23 protein-coding genes are annotated in these 18,734 nt (G+C 58.3%); 9 read left to right on the forward strand and 14 right to left on the reverse strand.

Translation table 11 applies throughout. The features are described from left to right. Positions 1-43: 43 nt before the first annotated feature. Together uraD and puuE are read right to left on the reverse strand one after the other, a co-directional pair. Positions 44-559: a 2-oxo-4-hydroxy-4-carboxy-5-ureidoimidazoline decarboxylase gene (gene uraD / locus EQV90_RS11245; RefSeq protein ID WP_003441971.1), complete on the reverse strand. Its 516-nt coding sequence runs from the start codon at positions 557-559 to the stop codon at positions 44-46. Next, a complete protein-coding gene (gene puuE / locus EQV90_RS11250) occupies positions 556-1,485 on the reverse strand; it encodes an allantoinase PuuE (RefSeq protein ID WP_003441974.1) in 930 nt (309 codons plus the stop codon). The genes uraD and puuE overlap by 4 nt, the downstream gene beginning before the upstream one ends. Before the next feature lie 373 nt (positions 1,486-1,858). Here puuE and uraH point away from each other — a divergent pair, with 373 nt between their 5' ends. After that, positions 1,859-2,212 carry a hydroxyisourate hydrolase gene (gene uraH / locus EQV90_RS11255; protein ID WP_003441977.1) on the forward strand — a complete coding sequence of 118 codons (354 nt, stop codon included), beginning with the start codon at positions 1,859-1,861 and terminating at the stop codon, positions 2,210-2,212. A 127-nt stretch (positions 2,213-2,339) separates the two neighbouring features. Here uraH and EQV90_RS11260 read toward each other — a convergent pair whose 3' ends face one another. The 3 genes from EQV90_RS11260 to EQV90_RS11270 all read right to left on the reverse strand — a co-directional run bounded on the left by EQV90_RS11260 (position 2,340) and on the right by EQV90_RS11270 (position 5,067). Then, entirely contained in the window at positions 2,340-2,966 is a 627-nt protein-coding gene (locus EQV90_RS11260; RefSeq protein ID WP_003441992.1) for a LysE family translocator, read from the reverse strand. Between the two features lie 68 nt (positions 2,967-3,034). After that, positions 3,035-4,354, reverse strand: a complete 1,320-nt coding sequence (locus EQV90_RS11265; RefSeq protein ID WP_165439772.1) for an NCS2 family permease — start codon at positions 4,352-4,354, stop codon at positions 3,035-3,037. Between the two features lie 272 nt (positions 4,355-4,626). Further along, positions 4,627-5,067 carry a MarR family transcriptional regulator gene (locus EQV90_RS11270; protein WP_003441996.1) on the reverse strand — a complete coding sequence of 147 codons (441 nt, stop codon included), beginning with the start codon at positions 5,065-5,067 and terminating at the stop codon, positions 4,627-4,629. 82 nt (positions 5,068-5,149) lie between these two features. On the opposite strand from EQV90_RS11270, the gene EQV90_RS11275 reads away from it, so the two are divergent. Both EQV90_RS11275 and EQV90_RS11280 read left to right on the forward strand, forming a co-directional pair. Further along, a complete protein-coding gene (locus EQV90_RS11275) occupies positions 5,150-6,316 on the forward strand; it encodes a PLP-dependent aminotransferase family protein (RefSeq protein ID WP_003441999.1) in 1,167 nt (388 codons plus the stop codon). Between the two features lie 11 nt (positions 6,317-6,327). Next, positions 6,328-6,930 (forward strand): glutathione S-transferase family protein, encoded by a 603-nt coding sequence (locus tag EQV90_RS11280; protein ID WP_010656413.1) that lies wholly within the window; start codon positions 6,328-6,330, stop codon positions 6,928-6,930. 121 nt (positions 6,931-7,051) lie between these two features. Here EQV90_RS11280 and EQV90_RS11285 read toward each other — a convergent pair whose 3' ends face one another. The 6 genes from EQV90_RS11285 to EQV90_RS11310 all read right to left on the reverse strand — a co-directional run bounded on the left by EQV90_RS11285 (position 7,052) and on the right by EQV90_RS11310 (position 10,710). After that, positions 7,052-7,783, reverse strand: a complete 732-nt coding sequence (locus EQV90_RS11285) for a hypothetical protein (RefSeq protein WP_240878108.1) — start codon at positions 7,781-7,783, stop codon at positions 7,052-7,054. A gap of 156 nt (positions 7,784-7,939) precedes the next feature. Beyond that, entirely contained in the window at positions 7,940-8,311 is a 372-nt protein-coding gene (locus tag EQV90_RS11290) for a glutathione S-transferase N-terminal domain-containing protein (RefSeq protein WP_003442008.1), read from the reverse strand. Positions 8,312-8,411: 100 nt separating this feature from the next. Then, positions 8,412-8,957: a GTP cyclohydrolase I FolE gene (gene folE, locus EQV90_RS11295; protein WP_240878109.1), complete on the reverse strand. Its 546-nt coding sequence runs from the start codon at positions 8,955-8,957 to the stop codon at positions 8,412-8,414. A 77-nt stretch (positions 8,958-9,034) separates the two neighbouring features. Continuing rightward, positions 9,035-9,592: a Smr/MutS family protein gene (locus EQV90_RS11300; RefSeq protein WP_003442014.1), complete on the reverse strand. Its 558-nt coding sequence runs from the start codon at positions 9,590-9,592 to the stop codon at positions 9,035-9,037. 63 nt (positions 9,593-9,655) lie between these two features. Continuing rightward, complete coding sequence (locus tag EQV90_RS11305) at positions 9,656-9,976, reverse strand: hypothetical protein (RefSeq protein WP_003442017.1); 321 nt, start codon at positions 9,974-9,976, stop codon at positions 9,656-9,658. Between the two features lie 143 nt (positions 9,977-10,119). After that, a complete protein-coding gene (locus EQV90_RS11310) occupies positions 10,120-10,710 on the reverse strand; it encodes a cysteine hydrolase family protein (RefSeq protein ID WP_003442020.1) in 591 nt (196 codons plus the stop codon). A 273-nt stretch (positions 10,711-10,983) separates the two neighbouring features. On the opposite strand from EQV90_RS11310, the gene prmB reads away from it, so the two are divergent. After that, the gene (prmB, locus tag EQV90_RS11315) at positions 10,984-11,892 is read left to right on the forward strand and encodes a 50S ribosomal protein L3 N(5)-glutamine methyltransferase (protein ID WP_003442023.1); all 909 of its coding nucleotides are present in this window, start codon (positions 10,984-10,986) and stop codon (positions 11,890-11,892) included. A gap of 45 nt (positions 11,893-11,937) precedes the next feature. On the opposite strand, the gene EQV90_RS11320 is transcribed toward prmB, so the two are convergent. Next, positions 11,938-12,729 (reverse strand): hypothetical protein, encoded by a 792-nt coding sequence (locus EQV90_RS11320; RefSeq protein ID WP_240878110.1) that lies wholly within the window; start codon positions 12,727-12,729, stop codon positions 11,938-11,940. Between the two features lie 59 nt (positions 12,730-12,788). Then, positions 12,789-13,787 carry an alpha/beta fold hydrolase gene (locus EQV90_RS11325; protein WP_240878111.1) on the reverse strand — a complete coding sequence of 333 codons (999 nt, stop codon included), beginning with the start codon at positions 13,785-13,787 and terminating at the stop codon, positions 12,789-12,791. Between the two features lie 143 nt (positions 13,788-13,930). On the opposite strand from EQV90_RS11325, the gene aroC reads away from it, so the two are divergent. The 3 genes from aroC (at position 13,931) to EQV90_RS11340 (ending at position 16,848) form a co-directional block, all read left to right on the forward strand. After that, complete coding sequence (gene aroC / locus EQV90_RS11330) at positions 13,931-15,022, forward strand: chorismate synthase (protein ID WP_003442032.1); 1,092 nt, start codon at positions 13,931-13,933, stop codon at positions 15,020-15,022. A gap of 34 nt (positions 15,023-15,056) precedes the next feature. Continuing rightward, on the forward strand, positions 15,057-16,211 hold the full coding sequence (locus EQV90_RS11335) for an MFS transporter (protein ID WP_010656409.1): 1,155 nt from the start codon (positions 15,057-15,059) through the stop codon (positions 16,209-16,211). 91 nt (positions 16,212-16,302) lie between these two features. Next, positions 16,303-16,848, forward strand: coding sequence for an acireductone dioxygenase (locus EQV90_RS11340; protein ID WP_240878112.1), 546 nt, complete (start codon positions 16,303-16,305; stop codon positions 16,846-16,848). 111 nt (positions 16,849-16,959) lie between these two features. Here the strand turns inward: EQV90_RS11340 and EQV90_RS11345 are convergent, their stop codons facing one another. Then, positions 16,960-17,238 carry a DUF3509 domain-containing protein gene (locus tag EQV90_RS11345; protein WP_003442035.1) on the reverse strand — a complete coding sequence of 93 codons (279 nt, stop codon included), beginning with the start codon at positions 17,236-17,238 and terminating at the stop codon, positions 16,960-16,962. 313 nt (positions 17,239-17,551) lie between these two features. Between EQV90_RS11345 and EQV90_RS11350 the strand changes: the two genes are divergently transcribed. Further along, positions 17,552-18,085, forward strand: a complete 534-nt coding sequence (locus EQV90_RS11350) for an ankyrin repeat domain-containing protein (RefSeq protein ID WP_003442036.1) — start codon at positions 17,552-17,554, stop codon at positions 18,083-18,085. A 70-nt stretch (positions 18,086-18,155) separates the two neighbouring features. Next, on the forward strand, positions 18,156-18,686 hold the full coding sequence (locus EQV90_RS11355) for a hypothetical protein (protein WP_003442037.1): 531 nt from the start codon (positions 18,156-18,158) through the stop codon (positions 18,684-18,686). Positions 18,687-18,734 lie beyond the last annotated feature (48 nt).

The following is an 18,734-nucleotide window of genomic DNA, read 5'->3' on the forward strand; positions in this document are numbered from 1 at the left end:
AATAAGTGGCTGGAGATGCGTGACCGGCAGGTGCCGGCTCGGCTTAGAGCTGGAGTAATCGGAACAGGGCTATTTTGTTGATTTGCGCCAACGCACATTTGAACTCGACGTCTGCCGGGTTGTGGATGCGGGTCTCGAACGCGGCGAGGATCTGGTGCCGGTCGCTGCCTTTTACCGCCATGATGAAGGGAAACTTGAACTTGGCTTTATAGGCCTCGTTCAGCTCGGTGAAGCGCTGAAACTCTTCTTCCGTGCATTGGTGAATACCGGCGCCAGCCTGTTCATGGGTGCTGGCTTCGGTCAGTTGGCCCTGTACGGCAGCTTTGCCCGCCAGGTCCGGGTGAGCATTGATCAGTGCCAGCTGACTGGCGTGATCGGCGCTCAACAAAATGTCACTCATGCGCTGGTGCAGGGTTTCGATCTGGTCGACGCTGCTGTCCAGACCCAGGTCGTAAGCCTTTTCGGCGACCCAGGGCGAGTGTTCGTAAATATCGGCAAAGGCTGCCACGAACGCTTCACGACTCAGGGTTGAAGGCTTGAGAGTTTTGAAGGTGCTCATTGGCCGGTCTCTGCAACAAAAGGGTGGGTGGCGTGCCAGTGCCGGGCGATGTCCACGCGGCGGGTGAACCAGACCTGTTCGTGGCCCCTGGCGTATTCAAGGAAGCGCTTGAGGGCGGCGAGACGCGCAGGGCGGCCAATGAGGCGGCAATGCAGGCCGATCGATAGCATTTTCGGCGACTCTGCGCCTTCGGCGTACAGCACATCGAAAGCATCCTTGAGGTACTGGAAAAATTGCTCGCCGGTGTTGAAACCCTGCACCTGGGTGAAGCGCATGTCATTGGTGTCCAGGGTGTAAGGGATCACCAGATGCGGCTTGCCGGTGGGGTTGTTGGGTTCCCAGTAGGGCAGGTCATCGTCGTAGGTGTCAGAGTCATACAGAAAGCCGCCTTCTTCCATCACCAGCCGCCGGGTATTGGGGCCGGTGCGGCCGGTGTACCAGCCCAGCGGACGCTCGCCACTGATTTCGGTGAGGATGCGGATGGCTTCGAGCATGTGTTCGCGCTCGAGGGCTTCATCCATGTACTGGTAGTCGATCCAGCGATAACCGTGGCTGCATATCTCATGTCCGGCGGCAACCATGGCCCGGATTACGTCAGGGTGACGTTGGGCCGCCATGGCCACGGCGAACACCGTGAGCGGGATATCGAATTCGCGAAACAGCTTGAGCACGCGCCATACGCCGGCACGGCTGCCGTATTCGTACAGGGACTCCATGCTCATGTTGCGCTCGCCCTGCAGCGGCTGCGCCGAAACCATTTCCGAGAGGAAGGCTTCTGATTCTTTGTCGCCGTGGAGGATGTTGCGCTCGCCGCCTTCTTCGTAGTTGAGTACGAAAGACAGGGCGATGCGGGCGTTGTCCGGCCAATGCGGATGCGGAGGGTTGGGACCGTAACCAATCAGGTCGCGTGGGTAGTCAGCGCTCACTCAATCTTCCTTATTGTTTAGTTAACAGTCGATTGGCCAGACCTGGCGTCACTGTGATGGTCTGATTGTATACAACTTTGCAATACGTTTGTAACCCTGCTTTTGCGCATTTTTACCATGCTTTGTGCGGGAAAGGTACTTGCAAAAAACTTGCCTGATTGGTCAGCTTATGAATATAAAGTCTTTGGCTGCAGCGGTGTTCAAGGAATACGGGGGGCCAGGCCTTATGCGCTGTGGCCTGGGTTAATTTGCGTTTTTAATTGTGTACAATTTTTTTAATAAATGTCTTAATCCTGGCTGCGCCGGATCTTTTGACGGGTCAAAAGGGTGCAGCGCCAGTTTTATTTACCGGTTCGGGGAGGTCGCACACGCAATGGGACGTTTGACTACGCACGTTTTGGATGCCGCACACGGTTGTCCGGGCAGTTCGATCAAGGTCGAGCTGTATCGGGTGGAAGGTTCGCAGCTGCAACTGGTCGCCACGGCGCAGACCAATAGCGATGGCCGTTGCGACGCACCGTTGCTGGAGGGTGACACTTACCGTTCAGGGGTTTATCAGTTGCAGTTCAGTGCCGGTGACTACTACCGCGCACGGGGTGTGCAGTTGCCGGAGCCGGCATTTCTGGATGTGGTGGTGCTCAGATTCGGTATCAGTGCCGAGCAGGATCACTACCATGTGCCGCTACTGATTTCGCCGTACAGCTATTCGACGTATCGCGGCAGCTAGGTTTTTCGATCTGCGCATGTGGTTATTTGCCCGCTCGCACTGCGGGCTTTTTTTTGCCCGCAATGTGCGCCAAGCCTGTAGGAGCGGGCTGTTAAAAAGCTCGCCCCTACAGGTGTTATTGCCGGCTTTAGCGGCTCAGCAAAGACGCGGTGCCCGCCACGCCGAACAGGCCGGCACTGATACGGTTGAACCAGCTCTGGCCCTTGCCGCTGCGCAGGTAGCCCGCCGCGCCATGTGCGCCCAGGCCGTAGGCCAGCTTGCAGAGCAGGTCCAGCACGGTCCAGGTGGCAATCATCACCAGTAACTGCGCCAGGAAAGGCTGATCGGGATCAAGAAACTGCGGCAGAAATGCGGCAAAGAACAGAATGTCTTTCGGATTGCTGGCGCCCAGTACGAACGCGCGTCCAAACAGGGCACTGAAGCGCGGTTTTGGTGCGGCGGCCGGTACGTTGACGGCGGTGGCCGGTTGCCGCGATTGCTTCCAGCTTTGCCAGGCGAGGTAGAACAGGTACAGCGCACCGACGATCTTGAGCGCGCTGAACAACTGCTCCGAGGCCAGCAGCAGGGCCCCCAGCCCCAGTGCCGAAGCGCTGAGCAGGCAAATCGAGGCAATCACGCCACCCAGAAAGGCGGGGTACGAGCGGCGCAGGCCGTAGTTCAAACTGTTGCTGATCATCAGTAACGACAACGGCCCCGGGATAAGGATCACCACCAGTGCCGCGCTGCTGAACAGCAGCCAGGTTTCCAGACTCATTACGTGCTCTCCCTCTTCTAAAAAAGCAAACGCCCCGCACCGGGCGGGGCAGGTCGATATTGCCCTGTTTACAGGTAAATAAACTTGGCAATGAAAATGGCGCAGAGCACCCACAGGCTCACTGATATCTCGCGGTACCTGCCCGTGCCGGCCTTGAGTGCAACGTAGCTGATAAAGCCAAGGGCTATACCGTCAGCCACCGAGAAGGTCAGGGGCATCATGATCATGGTCACAATCGCCGGGATGCAATCGGTAGGTTCGCTCCAGTTGATGTGCTCCATGCCGCCCATCATCAGCATGGCCACGTAGATCAGCGCTCCGGCAGTGGCATAGGCGGGAATCATGCCAGCCAGCGGGGCAAAGAACATCGCGGCGACAAACAGTACGCCCACGGTCACGGCGGTGAGCCCGGTACGTCCGCCGGCCGCAACGCCTGCGGCACTTTCGACATAGCTGGTGACGGGTGGTACACCGACCACTGCCCCAAATACGCTGGACGCACTGTCAGCCTTGAGGGCGCGGGACAGGTTTTCGATCTTGCCATCCGCTTTCACCAGTCCGGCGCGCTGGGCCACCCCCATCAAGGTGCCGGCGGTGTCGAACATGTGCACAAACAGGAAGGCCAGGACCACGCTGATCATGCTGACGTTGAACACGCCCTTGAGGTCCATCGCCATCCAGGTCGGTGCCAGGCTGGGCGGGGCGGACATGATGCCGTTGTAGTGCACCAGATCCAGGCCCCAGCCCGCCAGAGTGACGGCGATGATGCTGATCAGGATTGCGCCGAACACCCTGTGATAGCTGAGAATCGCGATCATCAGAAAGCACACGGCGGCCAGCAGCGGAGCGGGGTCGCGCAGTGAGCCGAGCTTGATCAGGGTGGCCGGGCTGTCGACGATGATGCCCGAGGTTTTCAGGCCGATGATTCCCAGAAACAGGCCGACGCCGGCACCCATGGCGTAGCGCAGGCTGGCGGGGATGCTGTTGAGCAACCATTCGCGTACCCGTGACAGGGTCAGAATCAAAAACAGCACGCCGGAGATAAACACTGCGCCAAGGGCGGTTTCCCAGCTATAGCCCATGGTGCCGACCACGGTGTAGGTAAAGAACGCGTTGAGGCCCATGCCTGGCGCCAGGCCTACCGGCCAGTTGGCATAAAGCCCCATCAGCATGCTGCCCAGCGCAGCGGCGATGCAGGTCGCGACAAAGGCTGCGCCATGGTCAATCCCGGCATCGGCCATGATGTTGGGGTTGACGAAGATGATGTAGGCCATGGTGATAAAGGTGGTCAACCCGGCAATCAGCTCGGTTTTGACCGTAGTGCCATGCAGCGACAGTTTGAACAGGCGCTCCAGCCAGCCTCGGGAGGCGGGCGGTGAAAGATCCAGGGCGGGTGCTTCTGACTTTTGGCTGTCCACGGTGATGTCCTCAGGCTTTTATTTTTGTAAGGGCGCTGTTTGAGGCGGGCGATGCTTTTCCTGACCTTTGAGTCAGAAATCTGTGTGCGACGAGGATTATGCTTTTGTATACAAAAAAAGCAAATAATGTTTTTCGGATTGTGATCGAAATATAAGCTCTGTTGGAGCGAGCTTGCTTGCGAGCTCTGCGTTATTGCATTGAAAAGCTCGCGAGCAAGCTCGCTCCTACAGATAGGCAGCTGTCAGGCCTGGCGGCTTTGGCCTAAAGCCTGATTGATCGCCAGCCAGCCATTGACCGCGTCTTCACCCGCCTGGGCAAATACCCGTTGCAGCAATTTGACTTGCTCGCGGCGCAGGGCTTTTTCGAAACTGACGCCGTCAGCCGTGAGTTCCAGTAGCCGCTTGCGCTTGTCGGTCTCGGGGGCAACGCTGCGTACCAGGTTCATCTCGATCAACTGGCGTAATGGCGTATTCAATGCCTGCTTGCTGACCCCCAGCAATACCAGCAGTTCCTTGACGCTCACCCCGGGGTAGTGGGCGATAAAAAAAACAATGCGCTGATGCACCCGACTCAGCCCGCGGCGGGCCAGCATTTCATCGGCTTTGGCGGTAAATGCTTGATAGCCAAAGAAGAAGGCTTCCATGGCGGCGCGCTGAGTGGTTGGATTTTTAAGGTCAGGCATATTGACGTATCTAGGCTGCGCGGCGTAATTTCGGTCAATCAGTTTGACTTATTTCCAATTACTTCCGCTACCGGTGATCTGTATGGCCTTCTCCGAACGTGTTTCCCGCCTGAAAAGCTCTTTGATTCGCGAAATTCTGGCTGCGGCCCAACGTCCGGAAGTCATGTCTTTCGCCGGCGGACTACCGGCCGAGGCCATGCTGCCCAAGGTCGACTGGACCGACATGCCGGCCTCGATGGGCCAATATGGCATGAGCGAAGGCGAGCCGGCCCTGCGTGAAGTACTGGCCGCAGAAGCCCGCGCCCTGGGGGTTGATTGTGATGCGAGCCAGGTGATGGTTCTCAGCGGTTCGCAACAGGCCCTCGACCTGGCGGCCAAGCTGTACATCGACAAGGGCACCGAAATCATGCTCGAAGCGCCGACCTACCTGGCGGCGCTGCAAATTTTTCAATTGTTCGGCGCCGAGTGCCTGAGCTTCCCGTTGCAAGCCGATGGCCCTGATCTGGCGGCGCTGCGGGTGCAGCTGGAGCAACATCGCCCGGCGTTCATCTACCTGATCCCGACCTTCCAGAACCCGTCTGCCGTGCGTTACAGCGAAACCAAGCGTGACGCGGTAGCGGCATTGCTGGACGAGTTCGGTGTGACCCTGATCGAAGACGAGCCGTACCGCGAACTGAATTTCGATGGCGGCAGCGCCACGCCGATTGTCAGCCGCCTGAAAAAAGCCAGCTGGATCTACACCGGCACCGTGTCCAAAACCCTGTTGCCGGGGCTGCGGGTGGGCTTCCTGATTTCCAGCCCGGACCTGTTCCCGCATCTGTTGCGCCTCAAGCAGTCGGCGGACTTGCACACCAACCGTGTCGGTCAGTGGCAGGCCTTGCAGTGGATCGGCACCGAGAAAATGAGCAACCACCTGGCTGAGCTGCGGGACTTCTATCGCGTGCGTCGCGATGGCTTTCAGCTGGCGCTGCAAGAGCATTTCTCGGACCTGGCTGACTGGCATGTGCCGCAGGGCGGGCTGTTCTTCTGGCTGACCCTCAAGCAGCCGTTTGACACCCGTACCTTGCTCAAGCCGGCGCTGGAGCAAAATGTCGCTTTCATGCCGGGCGAACCGTTCTTTGCCAATCCGGATCAGAATGTCGGCAGCCTGCGTCTGAACTTCAGCCATATCGACCCTGAGCGCCTGCACGAAGGTCTCAAGCGTCTGGCTAACGTGATTCGTCAAGCACAGGCCGCCCAGGCGGCCTGAAGGAAGTTGCGATGCTCAAGGTCTATGGCGATTACAACTCGGGCAACTGCTACAAGATCAAGCTGATGTTGCATTTGCTGGGTCTTGAGTATCAGTGGTTCGCGGTGGACATTCTCAAGGGCGAAACTGAAACCCCGGAATTTCTGGCGAAAAACCCCAACGGCAAAGTGCCGGTGCTGGAGCTGGAAGACGGCACCTGCCTTTGGGAGTCCAACGCGATTCTCAACTACCTGGCCGACGGCAGCGAGTTCTTGCCCGGTGAGCCCCGGCTGCGTACGCAAGTGTTGCAGTGGCAGTTTTTCGAGCAATACAGCCATGAGCCTTACATTGCAGTGGCGCGGTTTATCCAGTTGTACCTGGGGTTGCCCGAGGAACGTCTTGAGGAATACCGCAAACTGCAAAAGCGCGGTTACAAGGCGTTGGACGTGATGGAACAGCAGCTGGCCCGCACTCCGTATCTGGTGGGCGATCACTATTCGATTGCGGACGTGACGCTGTATGCCTACACCCACGTGGCAGATCAGGGCGGATTTGACCTGAGCGGCTATCCGGGCATTCAAGCCTGGCTGCAACGGGTGGCCAGCCATCCGCGGCATGTGGGGATGCTTGATTGAGATACAGAACAGGTTGAAAACCGGCCCTGTAAATTGGACTGCTGTGCAGTCCTCCGCTCGCCACAGGTAGGGTGTCAGGCCTTGAATGAGCAGTAAGGAGCCCAAGGGCTCCTTTTTTGCGTCACTGTTTTTCCAGCAGCCATTGGCGTGGACCCGGAGTGAGCTGGGGGATTTCGTCGGGCAGTGACAGGTTGATCGCCTTGAAAATCTCCAGCTGCTTGCCATGACGGACGAAAATCCATCCTTCCCCGATATCACCCTTGCCCAGGTAGAGGGTGTCATTGCCGGCACCTTGATTGGCGCAATCGCCTCCCAGGCACAACTCATACCGGTCATTTTGTCCCAGCCCTGTCACACCGCCATCATCTTTGAACGCAACGGTGTTACCGGTACCCGGGCCTTCAACGATCCTCCACTGACCACCCATATAGGCTGCGTTCAATGCCTGCCGGAAATTCGTGTCCGTTCTGGCGCCGGCGACGGACCGGGCCGGACGTGAGAAAACCTGGGCTGCATAAGTTTTTGTGGGCTGCTGGATCAGTTGTTTGCCATTGAGTTGCAGTTCGTTGATGAAATGCCCGTCGTGGTAAATGGCCCAGGTGCCGGGAGCCTTGGGCAGCAATTGGCCTTCGTTCAGCTCGAATGCATTGCGAAATTGTACTTTGCCGTTACGGGTGTCGATGTTCCATTCCAGGTTCATGCCGTGGGCATCAATGGCCTGCAGCAAGGGCCTGCCCTGGGCGGCTGAATCGATGGCCGCCTGATTGATCCATAGTCCGTTGATGTCGGACGTTTGCGGCTCATGACTGCAGCCGCCCAACAGGATCAGGCTCAGGGCAAGTAATTTTCGCATGGGGATAATCTGCACAAGGTTGGACGGTAATGACGCTGACTGAACCAGAAGCAACCCGCAGTCGCTGAAGATATACCAGGGCTGCGATCGGGCAGAGCCCGCAAAACCTGAGCTCGCAGCCTTGGTTCCCCGTCAGCGAGTACGGGTCACAGGAGGTTAAACGTTGGCAAAACGCTGGTTCAGGTAATCGATGATGACTTTGGAGTCGTACATCCAGGTGGTCTTGCCGTCTTCTTCGATCCGCAGGCACGGGACTTTGATCTTGCCCCCTTGCTCCAGCAGCGTCTGGCGGTCCTGTTCGTTGTTCTTGGCGTCGCGCAGTGCCACTGGTACGTTCAGGCGGCGCAGGGTGCGGCGGGTTTTTACACAGAACGGGCAGGCATGGAACTGGTACAGGGTCAGGCTTTTGGCGGCCTCGTCAACCTGGGCCTGAGCCGCTGCCGGGCGTTGCTTTTTGCCGGGACGGGTTATGAAATCGCCAGCGATGATCAGCTGACCCAGGCCTACGCGAAGCGCTTTGATAAACACAGTAAAAGCCTCATGGGCGAGAAAGAAGGGGCGCAGCTTACCTGAAATCGGCAGGCGAAAAAAAACCGGCGATCAACGCCGGTCTTTCTGACTGGGGATATTACTTGATCAAGCTGAGAAACTCGCTGCGGGTGGCCGCGTTTTCGCGGAACTCACCCAGCATCACCGAGGTGATCATCGACGAGTTCTGTTTCTCGATACCGCGCATCATCATGCACATGTGCTTGGCTTCAATCACTACGGCCACGCCCAGCGCACCGGTAACCTGCATCACCGCATCGGCAATCTGCCGGCTCAGGTTTTCCTGAATCTGCAGGCGACGGGCGTACATGTCGACTATCCGTGCCACTTTCGACAGGCCCAGCACTTTGCCGCTCGGAATGTAAGCGACGTGAGCTTTGCCGATAAACGGCAACAAGTGGTGTTCGCACAACGAGTAAAGCTCGATGTCCTTGACCAGTACCATTTCGCTGTTGTCAGAGCTGAACAAGGCACCGTTGGTGACTTCTTCCAGGGTTTGCTCATAGCCGCGGCAAAGGTACTGCATGGCTTTGGCGGCACGCTTTGGCGTATCCAGCAGGCCTTCACGGGAAACGTCTTCGCCGAGTTGACCGAGGATCGCGGTGTAGTTTTGTTCCAGGGACATTAATCTACCTGTGGGATTTTTCGCAAAGAGTAAGGGTACGGGGGCTGGCACGGCGCTGCAAGTGTGGTGATAGGGTGTTACTCGTCGCGACCGTCCATCATGGTGCGCTTGAGCATGACGTAAACCGCGCCGGCGCCCCCATGTCTGGCCTGGCAGGAGCAGAACCCCAGCACTTGCGAGTGTTGGCGCAACCATGTGTTGACGTGACTTTTGATCATTGGTCGCTTGCCGTCCAGGCGCACGGCTTTGCCGTGGGTGACGCGGACACAGCGCACTTCAAGGCGGGAGGCTTCGCCCAGAAACTCCCACAGGGTTTCGCGGGCCTTTTCGACGGTCATGCCGTGCAGGTCAAGACTGCCTTCGAAGCTGATCTGGCCGAGTTTGAGCTTGCGCATCTGGCTTTCTTGCACGCCGTCCCGTGACCAGTTCAATTGGTCTTCGGGGCCGACATCAATCACAAACTGGTCCGACAGGCCATCGATGATCGTGGCATTGGTGCGCACGGTCGCGTTCTGGCGCAGTTTGGCCAGTTGTGCCCGGTCGGATTTGGGTTTGCCGGTATCGGCACGATCATGCTTGATCGGCTTTACACCGCGAGTCTCGTTTTTGAACAGGGAAAAGTCGTCGTCTTGCATGTCAGCCTCCGCGAAGGGCGGCTAGTTTACCCAAGTCGACGACAATCGGGCGGCGGATATGCCTCAGTCGCGCTTTTTCATCAGGTGCGCAGCCATGCTCAGCCCAAACGGCTGGCGCATCCGGCGACGGCGGCGGCGCCAAAGCCAGACACCCAGCCAGCTGATCAGTATTCCGAATACCAGCACTACGATCGCCCCGGCAGGGCTGGCGTTGAGCTCGCCCAGCGCCTCTGGATGGCCAATCAGGCTACTGGCGCCGGCCAGTAGCAATAGCACGCCGCACAGCGTCAGCAGGGCGGCAAAAAGCAGCACCAGACGCGAACGCCAGTTGCTGTGTGCCTTGGGACGCAAACGTCGCGCGTCAAAACCATCGGCGATCTTCATTCCGATCTTTCCTTAAAGGGTATCGGCCCTTCGACAGGAACATGGACAGGTTGTTCCTGAGATGCGCTGAAAAGGGGAGCGTGCTGGCAATGGAATGTCTCGATAGGCGGCTTGAGCAGCCCGCCTATCAGGAGCGGACGGGATCAAATCAGGTTTTTGGTCAGGGTCAGGGTGGCGAAGTTGTCATTCATGATTGCCATCTCGGTTTTCTGTACCTGCGCGGCGCTGATAATGCCATCCGGAGTAGGCAGGTCGCGTGTGGCGCAGGCATCTTCGACCAGGGTGCAGCGCAAGCCATAGTCTTTGGCGGCGCGAACCGTGGTGCTGACGCTGGAGTGGCTCATGAAGCCGCAGACAATCACATCCAGGGAGCCCAGGTTTTCCAGGGCTTTTTGCAGGCCGGTGTCATTGAAGGCGTTGGGCATGCGTTTTTCGATGATCAACTCATCACCTTGAGGCTCCAGGCCCTTGATGAACGCGCCGCGCTCGCCTTGAGGGTCGAACATGCCACCCACCGTGCCCAGATGGCGGATATGAACCACGGGGCGCTTGGCCTTGCGGGCCGCGTCGAGCAGAAGGGCGATATTGGCGGTGGCGGCTTCCATTCCGGACAAGGCCAGAGGCCCGCTCAGGTATTCATTTTGCGCATCGATGATCAGCAGGCTGGCGTTGCTCAGGCTGGCAGCGGCATAACCACGTCCAGTGAGTTGAAACATCGTCTTTAAAGCGGGCATTCGAGGGGCTCCTTTGAGTGGGGCTTTTGCGACATTCTCCACTGGCCGGGCGCTTATGTGAATGGCTAGTCGTGTAAGCCACGTGGTTCTTGGCCTACAGCGCAGCCAGAGGTGAGCGCCGGAGTGCCCAAGTGTACGAAATGGAGTGATTTTGGGTTTTTGCGCAGCTGTTATGTGCGCCCGGCTTGGCATTTTGCCTGACCGTAGGGCACAACCTTAACCCTGTCGGGATTTGGCTGTTAGAATCATCGGTCGATTTTGAGGAGTAAGACCGTGATCACTTCCCGCCTGCGCACTCTGCGCGACCATATTCGCTGGGCCGTCAGCCACTTTCATGGGGAAGAGCTGTTCTTTGGTCATGGTACCGACAACGCTTGGGACGAAGCCCGACAGTTGGTGTTGGGGGCATTGAACCTGCCCTGGGAAATCGCTGACAGCTATCTCGACTGCCGCCTCGAGGATGATGAGCTGGTTAATCTGCAGCATCTGCTCAAGCGCCGGATTGAAGAGCGCGTGCCGACGGCTTACCTGCTGGGCGAGGCATGGTTCTGCGGCATGTCGTTTATCGTTGATGAGCGCGTGTTGATTCCGCGCTCGCCGATTGGTGAGCTGATCGAAAAGCGTTTCGAGCCGTGGCTGGGTGCAGAACCGGCGCGGATCCTCGATCTGTGCACCGGCTCGGGCTGCATCGGCATCGCCTGTGCGTATGAGTTCCAGAATGCCGAAGTGGTGCTGGCCGACCTGTCCTACGAAGCACTCGAAGTGGCCAACCAGAACATTGAACGCCATGGCGTTGATGAGCGGGTATACACGGTTCAGGGCGATGGCTTTGATGGTCTGCCGGGGCAGCGCTTCGATTTGATCGTGTCAAACCCGCCCTATGTCGACGCTGAAGATTTTGCTGACATGCCGGCGGAGTATCAGCACGAACCTGAACTGGGCCTGGCGTGCGGCGATGACGGGCTGAATCTGGTTCGCCGGATGCTGGCCGAGGCAGGCGATCATCTGACCGACAAGGGTTTGTTGATCGTTGAGGTGGGCAATAGTCAGGTTCACGTCGAGTCGTTGTATCCGGAAGTCGACTTTGCCTGGCTCGAGTTTGAGCGCGGCGGGCATGGCGTATTCATGCTTACGGCCGAGCAATGCCGTGAGCATCAAGCGCTGTTTGCTTCGCGGGTTTAAGCCCTGGATCGGCAGGCGCCTGGCAAGCCAGGCTCCAGCCGTTTTTTAGCGGTGAGTCGCAATCCAGATCAGTAGCGCTGCCTGGAACACCGCAAAGGCAACCAGGCAGGTGATGGTGAAGCGCAAACCGGTATCTTCGCGCTGGTATTTGCTGATCCGTTCTTCTTTTTCCCGCAGTTTCAGTTCTTGTGCCTGCAGATTTTGTTCTGCTTGCTGAAGCATTTGTGCGGCCTCGAGAATCTCCACGAACTGGATTTTTTCGCTGTTCCAGGTGTTGTACAGCTCGCCGGCCTGCACTTTTTCGATCCGCGCCTTACGCTGCAGTGCGTCCTCATAGATCACATCAAAGCCCTGGGTGCGCAGGCAGTGGTCGCGGCGCAGGCGGGTGTCTTCGTTGAGGGCATCGCGGCTGGGCAAGTCGATGCTGTCAAAATGGTAACGCGCCCATTTCTTCTGTACCCACTCAATCCCCTGGGCCATCAGGAAACGACCGATGCCGCGATTCATGGGCTCAACCAGCACACCGCGCTCGGGGCTGATGCTCACCCGCTGGGTGGCATGGTCGACACACACCTCAAGCTGGTTCTGTTCTTTGCGTACCTTTTGCCCGGGCAGCAGGATCTCCAGCCGCAACAGGCTGAGGTCTTTGTTGTTGCGCTCGGCATAGCCGAACTGCACAAAGCGCAAAGGCCGCGCGCCGGTGCTGCGGTCAGTCTGCAGGGGGGCCAGGCGCAGCATTTTGAAATGCTCGGGGTGCACATCTGCCCAAGGCCGCACAGGCGTCTCGGGCGTTGCCGGCTCTTCAGGGCCGGCGGGTTGTGATGGGGTGTCGCTCATAACGGCAGAGTCCTGTGCAAGCCCGGTATGTCGACCTGATTTGGGCGGTCGACACTGGCTTATCGGCCGTTAGTGCCAGGACTGGAGGGCTGGGCGGCATTCACTTTAGTGATGAAGCGCACAGTTCGATCACCAAGTTCTCCCGCCACCCGCTGATTGGGGTCGTTGTAGGACTGGATCTGGCGTTTCATGTCCATCGGCACTATGCGCATCACGTGGTTCATGCCGTTGATCAGGGTCAGCACGGCATCCGGCTTGGCCGCCTTGAGCAGGCGTGCATCCTTGACCTCGACCTGGATGTCGTGGGTGCCCTGGATAATCAGGGCCGGCATCTTCAGTGCGGCAAAAGCGGTAGCCGGGTTATAGCGCAGCAGGCTGATCATGTACGGCTGCACACTTGGACGGAAAATCACTTCAAGGTCGGCGGGCACATTGTCATCGGTGCGCCCGGCTTCGAGGGTGCTGATCAGCTCGAAGCTGCGCTTGAGCATGGCCGGTGGCAGGTGATTGCGCTGTAGCTGCTCGCGCAACAACTGGCCGACCGGGCGTCCCGTGCCGGCAATCGAAATTACCCCGGCGGCGCCTATGCGCGGCGCGGCCAGGCTGGCGATCAGCGCACCTTCGCTATGGCCCAGGACAAACACCTTGCCGAAGCGCGGGTCACTTTTGAGCTTTTCGCCCCAGGCCACGGCATCGGTAACGTATTGGTCCAGGCTCAGTTTGCTTTCGTCAGGCCCGGCGGGCTGGCTTTGGGCAATTCCGCGCTTGTCGAAACGCACGCTGGCGATATTGCTCTGGGCAAGGCGCCATGCCAGCTTTTTCAGGCTGTCGTTGCGTCCGCCAATGGTGTTGTTGCCATCGCGGTCGGTGGGGCCGGAGCCGGCAATGATCAGTACCACGGGCACGGGTTTATCGCTCTTTGGCAGCACCAGCGAGCCATAAAGCGTGCCGGAGCCGGTGTCCAGCTCGATGGGCCGCAGCAACACATTAGAAGGGGGGGCCGCCAGGGACTGGGTGCCAAACAGGGTCAGGGCTAAAAAAAGTATTCGCAGCATCATCACGCCATCATTGTCTAATGTGCCGGTTGGACAAACCCGGATGAGTAAGGTTCGAGGATGAACTACAAGGGCAGCCTGCGTATACTGGCGCGCATAGTTATCGAGGCTGAATTCAATCGGCTGATTTTCGCGGAGCGCCCTGCATGTCCGGCAATACCTTCGGCAAGCTGTTCACTGTCACCACCGCTGGCGAAAGCCATGGCCCGGCGTTGGTCGCCATTGTTGATGGCTGCCCGCCCGGGCTCGAGCTGTCCATTGAAGACTTGCAGCACGATCTGGATCGACGCAAGCCTGGCACCAGCCGTCATACCACCCAGCGCCAGGAGGCCGACGAAGTCGAAATTCTCTCTGGTGTTTTTGAAGGCCGCACTACCGGTTGCGCCATCGGCCTGCTGATCCGCAATACCGACCAGAAGTCCAAGGACTACTCGGCGATCAAGGATCTGTTCCGCCCGTCCCACGCGGACTACACCTATCACCACAAATACGGTGAACGTGATTACCGCGGCGGCGGCCGCAGCTCGGCCCGTGAAACCGCCATGCGCGTGGCGGCCGGTGCGATTGCCAAAAAGTACCTGGCGACCCAGGGCATTGTGATCCGTGGCTACATGAGCCAGCTGGGCCCGATTGAAATCCCGTTCAAGACCTGGGATTCGGTCGAAGAAAACGCATTCTTCAGCCCCGACCCGGACAAAGTGCCCGAGCTCGAGGCCTACATGGACCAGCTGCGTCGCGATCAGGATTCCGTCGGAGCGAAAATTACCGTCGTGGCCGAAGGGGTCATTCCGGGCCTGGGCGAACCGATTTTCGACCGTCTGGATGCAGAACTGGCCCATGCGCTGATGAGCATCAACGCAGTCAAGGGCATTGAAATCGGTGCGGGTTTTGCCAGTGTTGCCCAGCGCGGCACCGAGCATCGCGACGAGATGACGCCCCAGGGTTTCCTAAGTAACAACGCGGGCGGCATTCTGGGCGGTATTTCCAGCGGTCAGCCGATTGTTGCGCATCTGGCGCTCAAGCCGACATCCAGCATCACCACCCCGGGTCGCTCGATTGATGTTGACGGTAACCCGGTGGACGTCATCACCAAGGGCCGCCATGACCCGTGCGTGGGCATCCGTGCCACGCCGATTGCCGAGGCGATGATGGCAATCGTGTTGATGGACCACCTGCTGCGCCATCGCGGGCAGAATGCCGATGTGAGCGTCAGCACGCCTGTGCTGGGCCAGTTGTAATGCAAGGACTGTTGAGCGCCATGGTCTGACGACGGTGGCGCCACTTCCTTACTGGCGATTGTCGGGGTTCTATCTTTTTTACTTCGCTTTGCTCGGTGCAACAGCGCCTTTTCTGGCGCTGTACTTTCATCATCTCGGGTTCTCCAGCGCGCGAATAGGCGAGCTGGTGGCCATTCCGATGCTGATGCGCTGCATAGCCCCCAATCTGTGGGGCTGGCTGGGGGATTACACCGGCAAGCGCCTGTTGATCGTGCGACTGGGGGCGCTCTGTACGCTGCTCAGCTTCAGCTTGATCTTCTTCGGCAAGAGTTACGCCTGGCTGGCGCTGGTCATGGCATTGCACGCGTTCTTCTGGCACGCCGTGCTGCCACAGTTTGAAGTCATCACCTTCGCCCATTTGCGCGAGCAGCCGGAGCGCTACAGCCAGATCCGGTTGTGGGGATCCATTGGTTTTATCCTCACCGTCGTGCTTCTGGGGCGTTTGTTTGAATGGTTGAGCCTGGACATCTATCCGGCCGCGCTGATCCTGGTCATGGCCGGGATTGTCCTGTTCAGTCTGTGGGTGCCAAACGCCCAACCCTCATATCAGGGGCGAGAGCCGCTGGAAGGGGGCTTTTTGCAGCAGTTGTGCAGCCCCGGGGTGATCGCGTTTTACGTCTGTGTCGCGTTGATGCAGATGAGCCACGGACCGTACTACACCTTTCTCACCCTGCACCTTGAAGCCCTCGGCTATAGCCGGGGTGTGATCGGCTTGCTGTGGGCGTTGGGGGTGGTGGCAGAAGTGCTGATGTTTTTGGCCATGCGCCGCATCCTGCAAAGATTTTCGGTGCGCCGGGTATTAATGTTCAGCTTTCTGTTGGCTGCATTGCGCTGGCTGCTGTTGGGGTCTGTTGCCGAGTACCTGTGGCTGTTGCTGCTGGCGCAATTGCTGCACGCCGCCACCTTCGGCAGTTTTCATGCCTCTGCCATGACGTTCGTGCAGCGCAGCTTCGGTCCGGGCCAGCAGGGGCAAGGGCAGGCGCTGTATGCCACCCTGGCCGGCATTGGCGGCGCGGTCGGTGCGTTGTACGCCGGGTACAGCTGGAACACGCTGGGCCCGACTATCACCTTTAGTATGGCAAGCGTCGCAGCGTTGGCGGCAGCCGTTATCATTGCCACTCGACTGCAAGAGGACAGGGCACAACCCTGACTTCGCCGTAAATTTGCAGCCTGATTTGAAAGGATGCCTGAGCGGCCTGTAATAGCCGTAAGGGCATGCCTACGCCGAGGAACCACGTCCAATGAGCAGTCTGTCCGTTTATCACGTATCAAGCCCCGAAATGCCGAACAAGGTGCTGACCCACCTTGAAGACATCGCTGCGACGCTGGCCGAGCAGGGTGTGCACTTTGATCGCTGGCAGGCGTGCGCGCCGATCCGGCTGGGTGCCAGCCAGGAAGAAGTAATCGATGCCAACCGTGAGCAGATTGACCACTTGATGACCGAGGGCGGTTATATCGCGGTTGATGTGATCAGCCTCGATCGAGATCACCCGCAAAAAGCCGAGTTGCGCGCCAGGTTTCTGGACGAGCATCACTACGGGGAAGATGAAGTGCGTTTCCTGGTGGCAGGGCGCGGGCTGTTCAGCTTGCATATGGGGGATTATGTTTACGCGGTACTGTGCGAGAAAAATGACCTGATCTCAGTCCCTGCGGGCACTGCGCACTGGTTTGACATGGGCGAGCATCCGCATTTTGTTGCCATCCGCCTGTTCAGCAATCCTGAAGCCCTGGTGATGAGTTACACCGGCCAGGACATTGCCGGCCGCTTCCCGGGTTTCGAAGACTAAGGACGCGCCTGCCCAAGGAGCTTGGGCAAAGTCGACCCAGATGGACAAAAGCCAGCAGCCGCGTTGATAGCGGCTGCTGGCTTTTTAGTATTTCGGGTTTATGCCGCGTTATTACCGGGAGTGGTAGGTCGGCAGGGCAAAACGGTGCTGGCTTTGCAGCATCGAAATCGTCGGCAGTTCACTGGCTGTGCCGGCCAGGTCGCGGCGAATCGCGCTGATCACCCAGGTCAGTTGTTCTGCGGTGTGCAATTGCGCATAGGAAATTGAGCGTTGTGTCTGTTTGCCATCGCTGTCGCACAGGGTCAACAACACGCCGCCATCCGGGCGGGGTTTGACAGTAACGCTGTGGTTAGAGAACAACGATGCGAATTTTTCTTGGATCAGGCTCATGTGATTCAGCTCCATTGGCTCATGACTGGCTTGCATGGAGTAGGTATTGCAGTGATTGTGCCACTATTTATTTTTTAAAATATCCTTATAAATCAATGGCTTGTAATTTCAGGCTGAGCTGGCCGTCGTGCAATCTGCATGACTGGCCATCGTGCATCCTGCATTTTGCCCATTTTGTCCGGGTTATTTTCCCGTTGGATGGAATTATTCCAGTCGATTGATTGTCGCTATGGCGCACTTGAGCAAAAAAGGGATGACACGCAGGGCCGGTCTCAGGAAACTGGATTTCTTTGTAACGAACGTGGAGCTTCATATGTCAGACGACAAGCCAGCAGATCAAAATCGGCAGATGACCCCGGAAGAGGCTGCGGAGTTTGCCGAGCAGGTGTTCAACAAGGCGCGCGAAGGTGATGCGGCGATGCTGGCGGCCTTGCTGAGCAAGGGCTTGCCGCCCAATCTGCGCAATCACAAGGGCGATACCCTGTTGATGCTCGCCAGCTATCACGGGCACGTTGAAGCGGTGAAGGTTCTGCTCGAGCATAAAGCCGATCCCGAGATTCGCAACGATAACGGTCAGAGCCCGATTGCAGGCGCAGCATTCAAAGGCGACCTGGAGATGGTCAAAGCGCTGGTGGAGGGGGGCGCTCAGGTTGAAGGCGCTTCGTTCGATGGCCGTACTGCGCTGATGATGGCTGCGATGTTCAATCGCGTCGCTATCATCGACTACCTGATCAGCAAAGGGGCTGATCCGCAGGCCAAGGATGCCAATGGCATTACTGCACTGGATGCCGCCAAAACCATGGGCGCCACAGATGCCGTGGCTCAGCTCGAGAAACTGGCGGGCTGATTTCGGACCCCGGGGGGCGCATTTGATATATCCTGCGCGCCCTCAATTTTCCTCGTGACAGGCCTCGCCCATGAAAACCACTCTCGTTGAACTCATCAGCAAAATCAGCTCCGGGTGCATGGACGACGACGATATCGCCACCATCGCCACAGAAGCCGCCCAGGCTTACGCAGACCCGGTGGCATTTCTGGCAGCCAACCCGGATATCAATTACGACGACAGCTTCCCGATTGCCCTGGGTGAGTGGGTCGTGATCGGGAGCCTGCCAGACACCGTCCTGTTTCAGGCCGATACCTATATGGAGCTGTTTGCACAGATCGTGGCGTCGTTTGGTCCGGGTGTCGCATTCAACATCAAACCCAAGCAACTGGCTAAAACAGAGGCGCTGACGGCCCTCAACCGCATTCAGATCCAGATGGGGAGCATGAATCCGGATAAGGGCGGATACGTGCTGATGAACCTGAGCCAGCCGATGGATGACGAGATTCAGGTGGTGCTGGTTTTCGGCAATGACGTGCCTCGCGTTCTGGAGCTGTGCGCCGAAGCCGGGATTAGTGCTGCACCTTCGCTGGAAGCCTTGAAAGTAGCGGTTCACGTCTGACAGGCCCGGTCCATGCAATAAAAACCGGAACCCTGGCCACAGCTGACT

The sequence above is a fragment of the Pseudomonas sp. TMW22089 genome, from assembly GCF_022496645.1.
GTDB lineage: Bacteria > Pseudomonadota > Gammaproteobacteria > Pseudomonadales > Pseudomonadaceae > Aquipseudomonas > Aquipseudomonas paraversuta.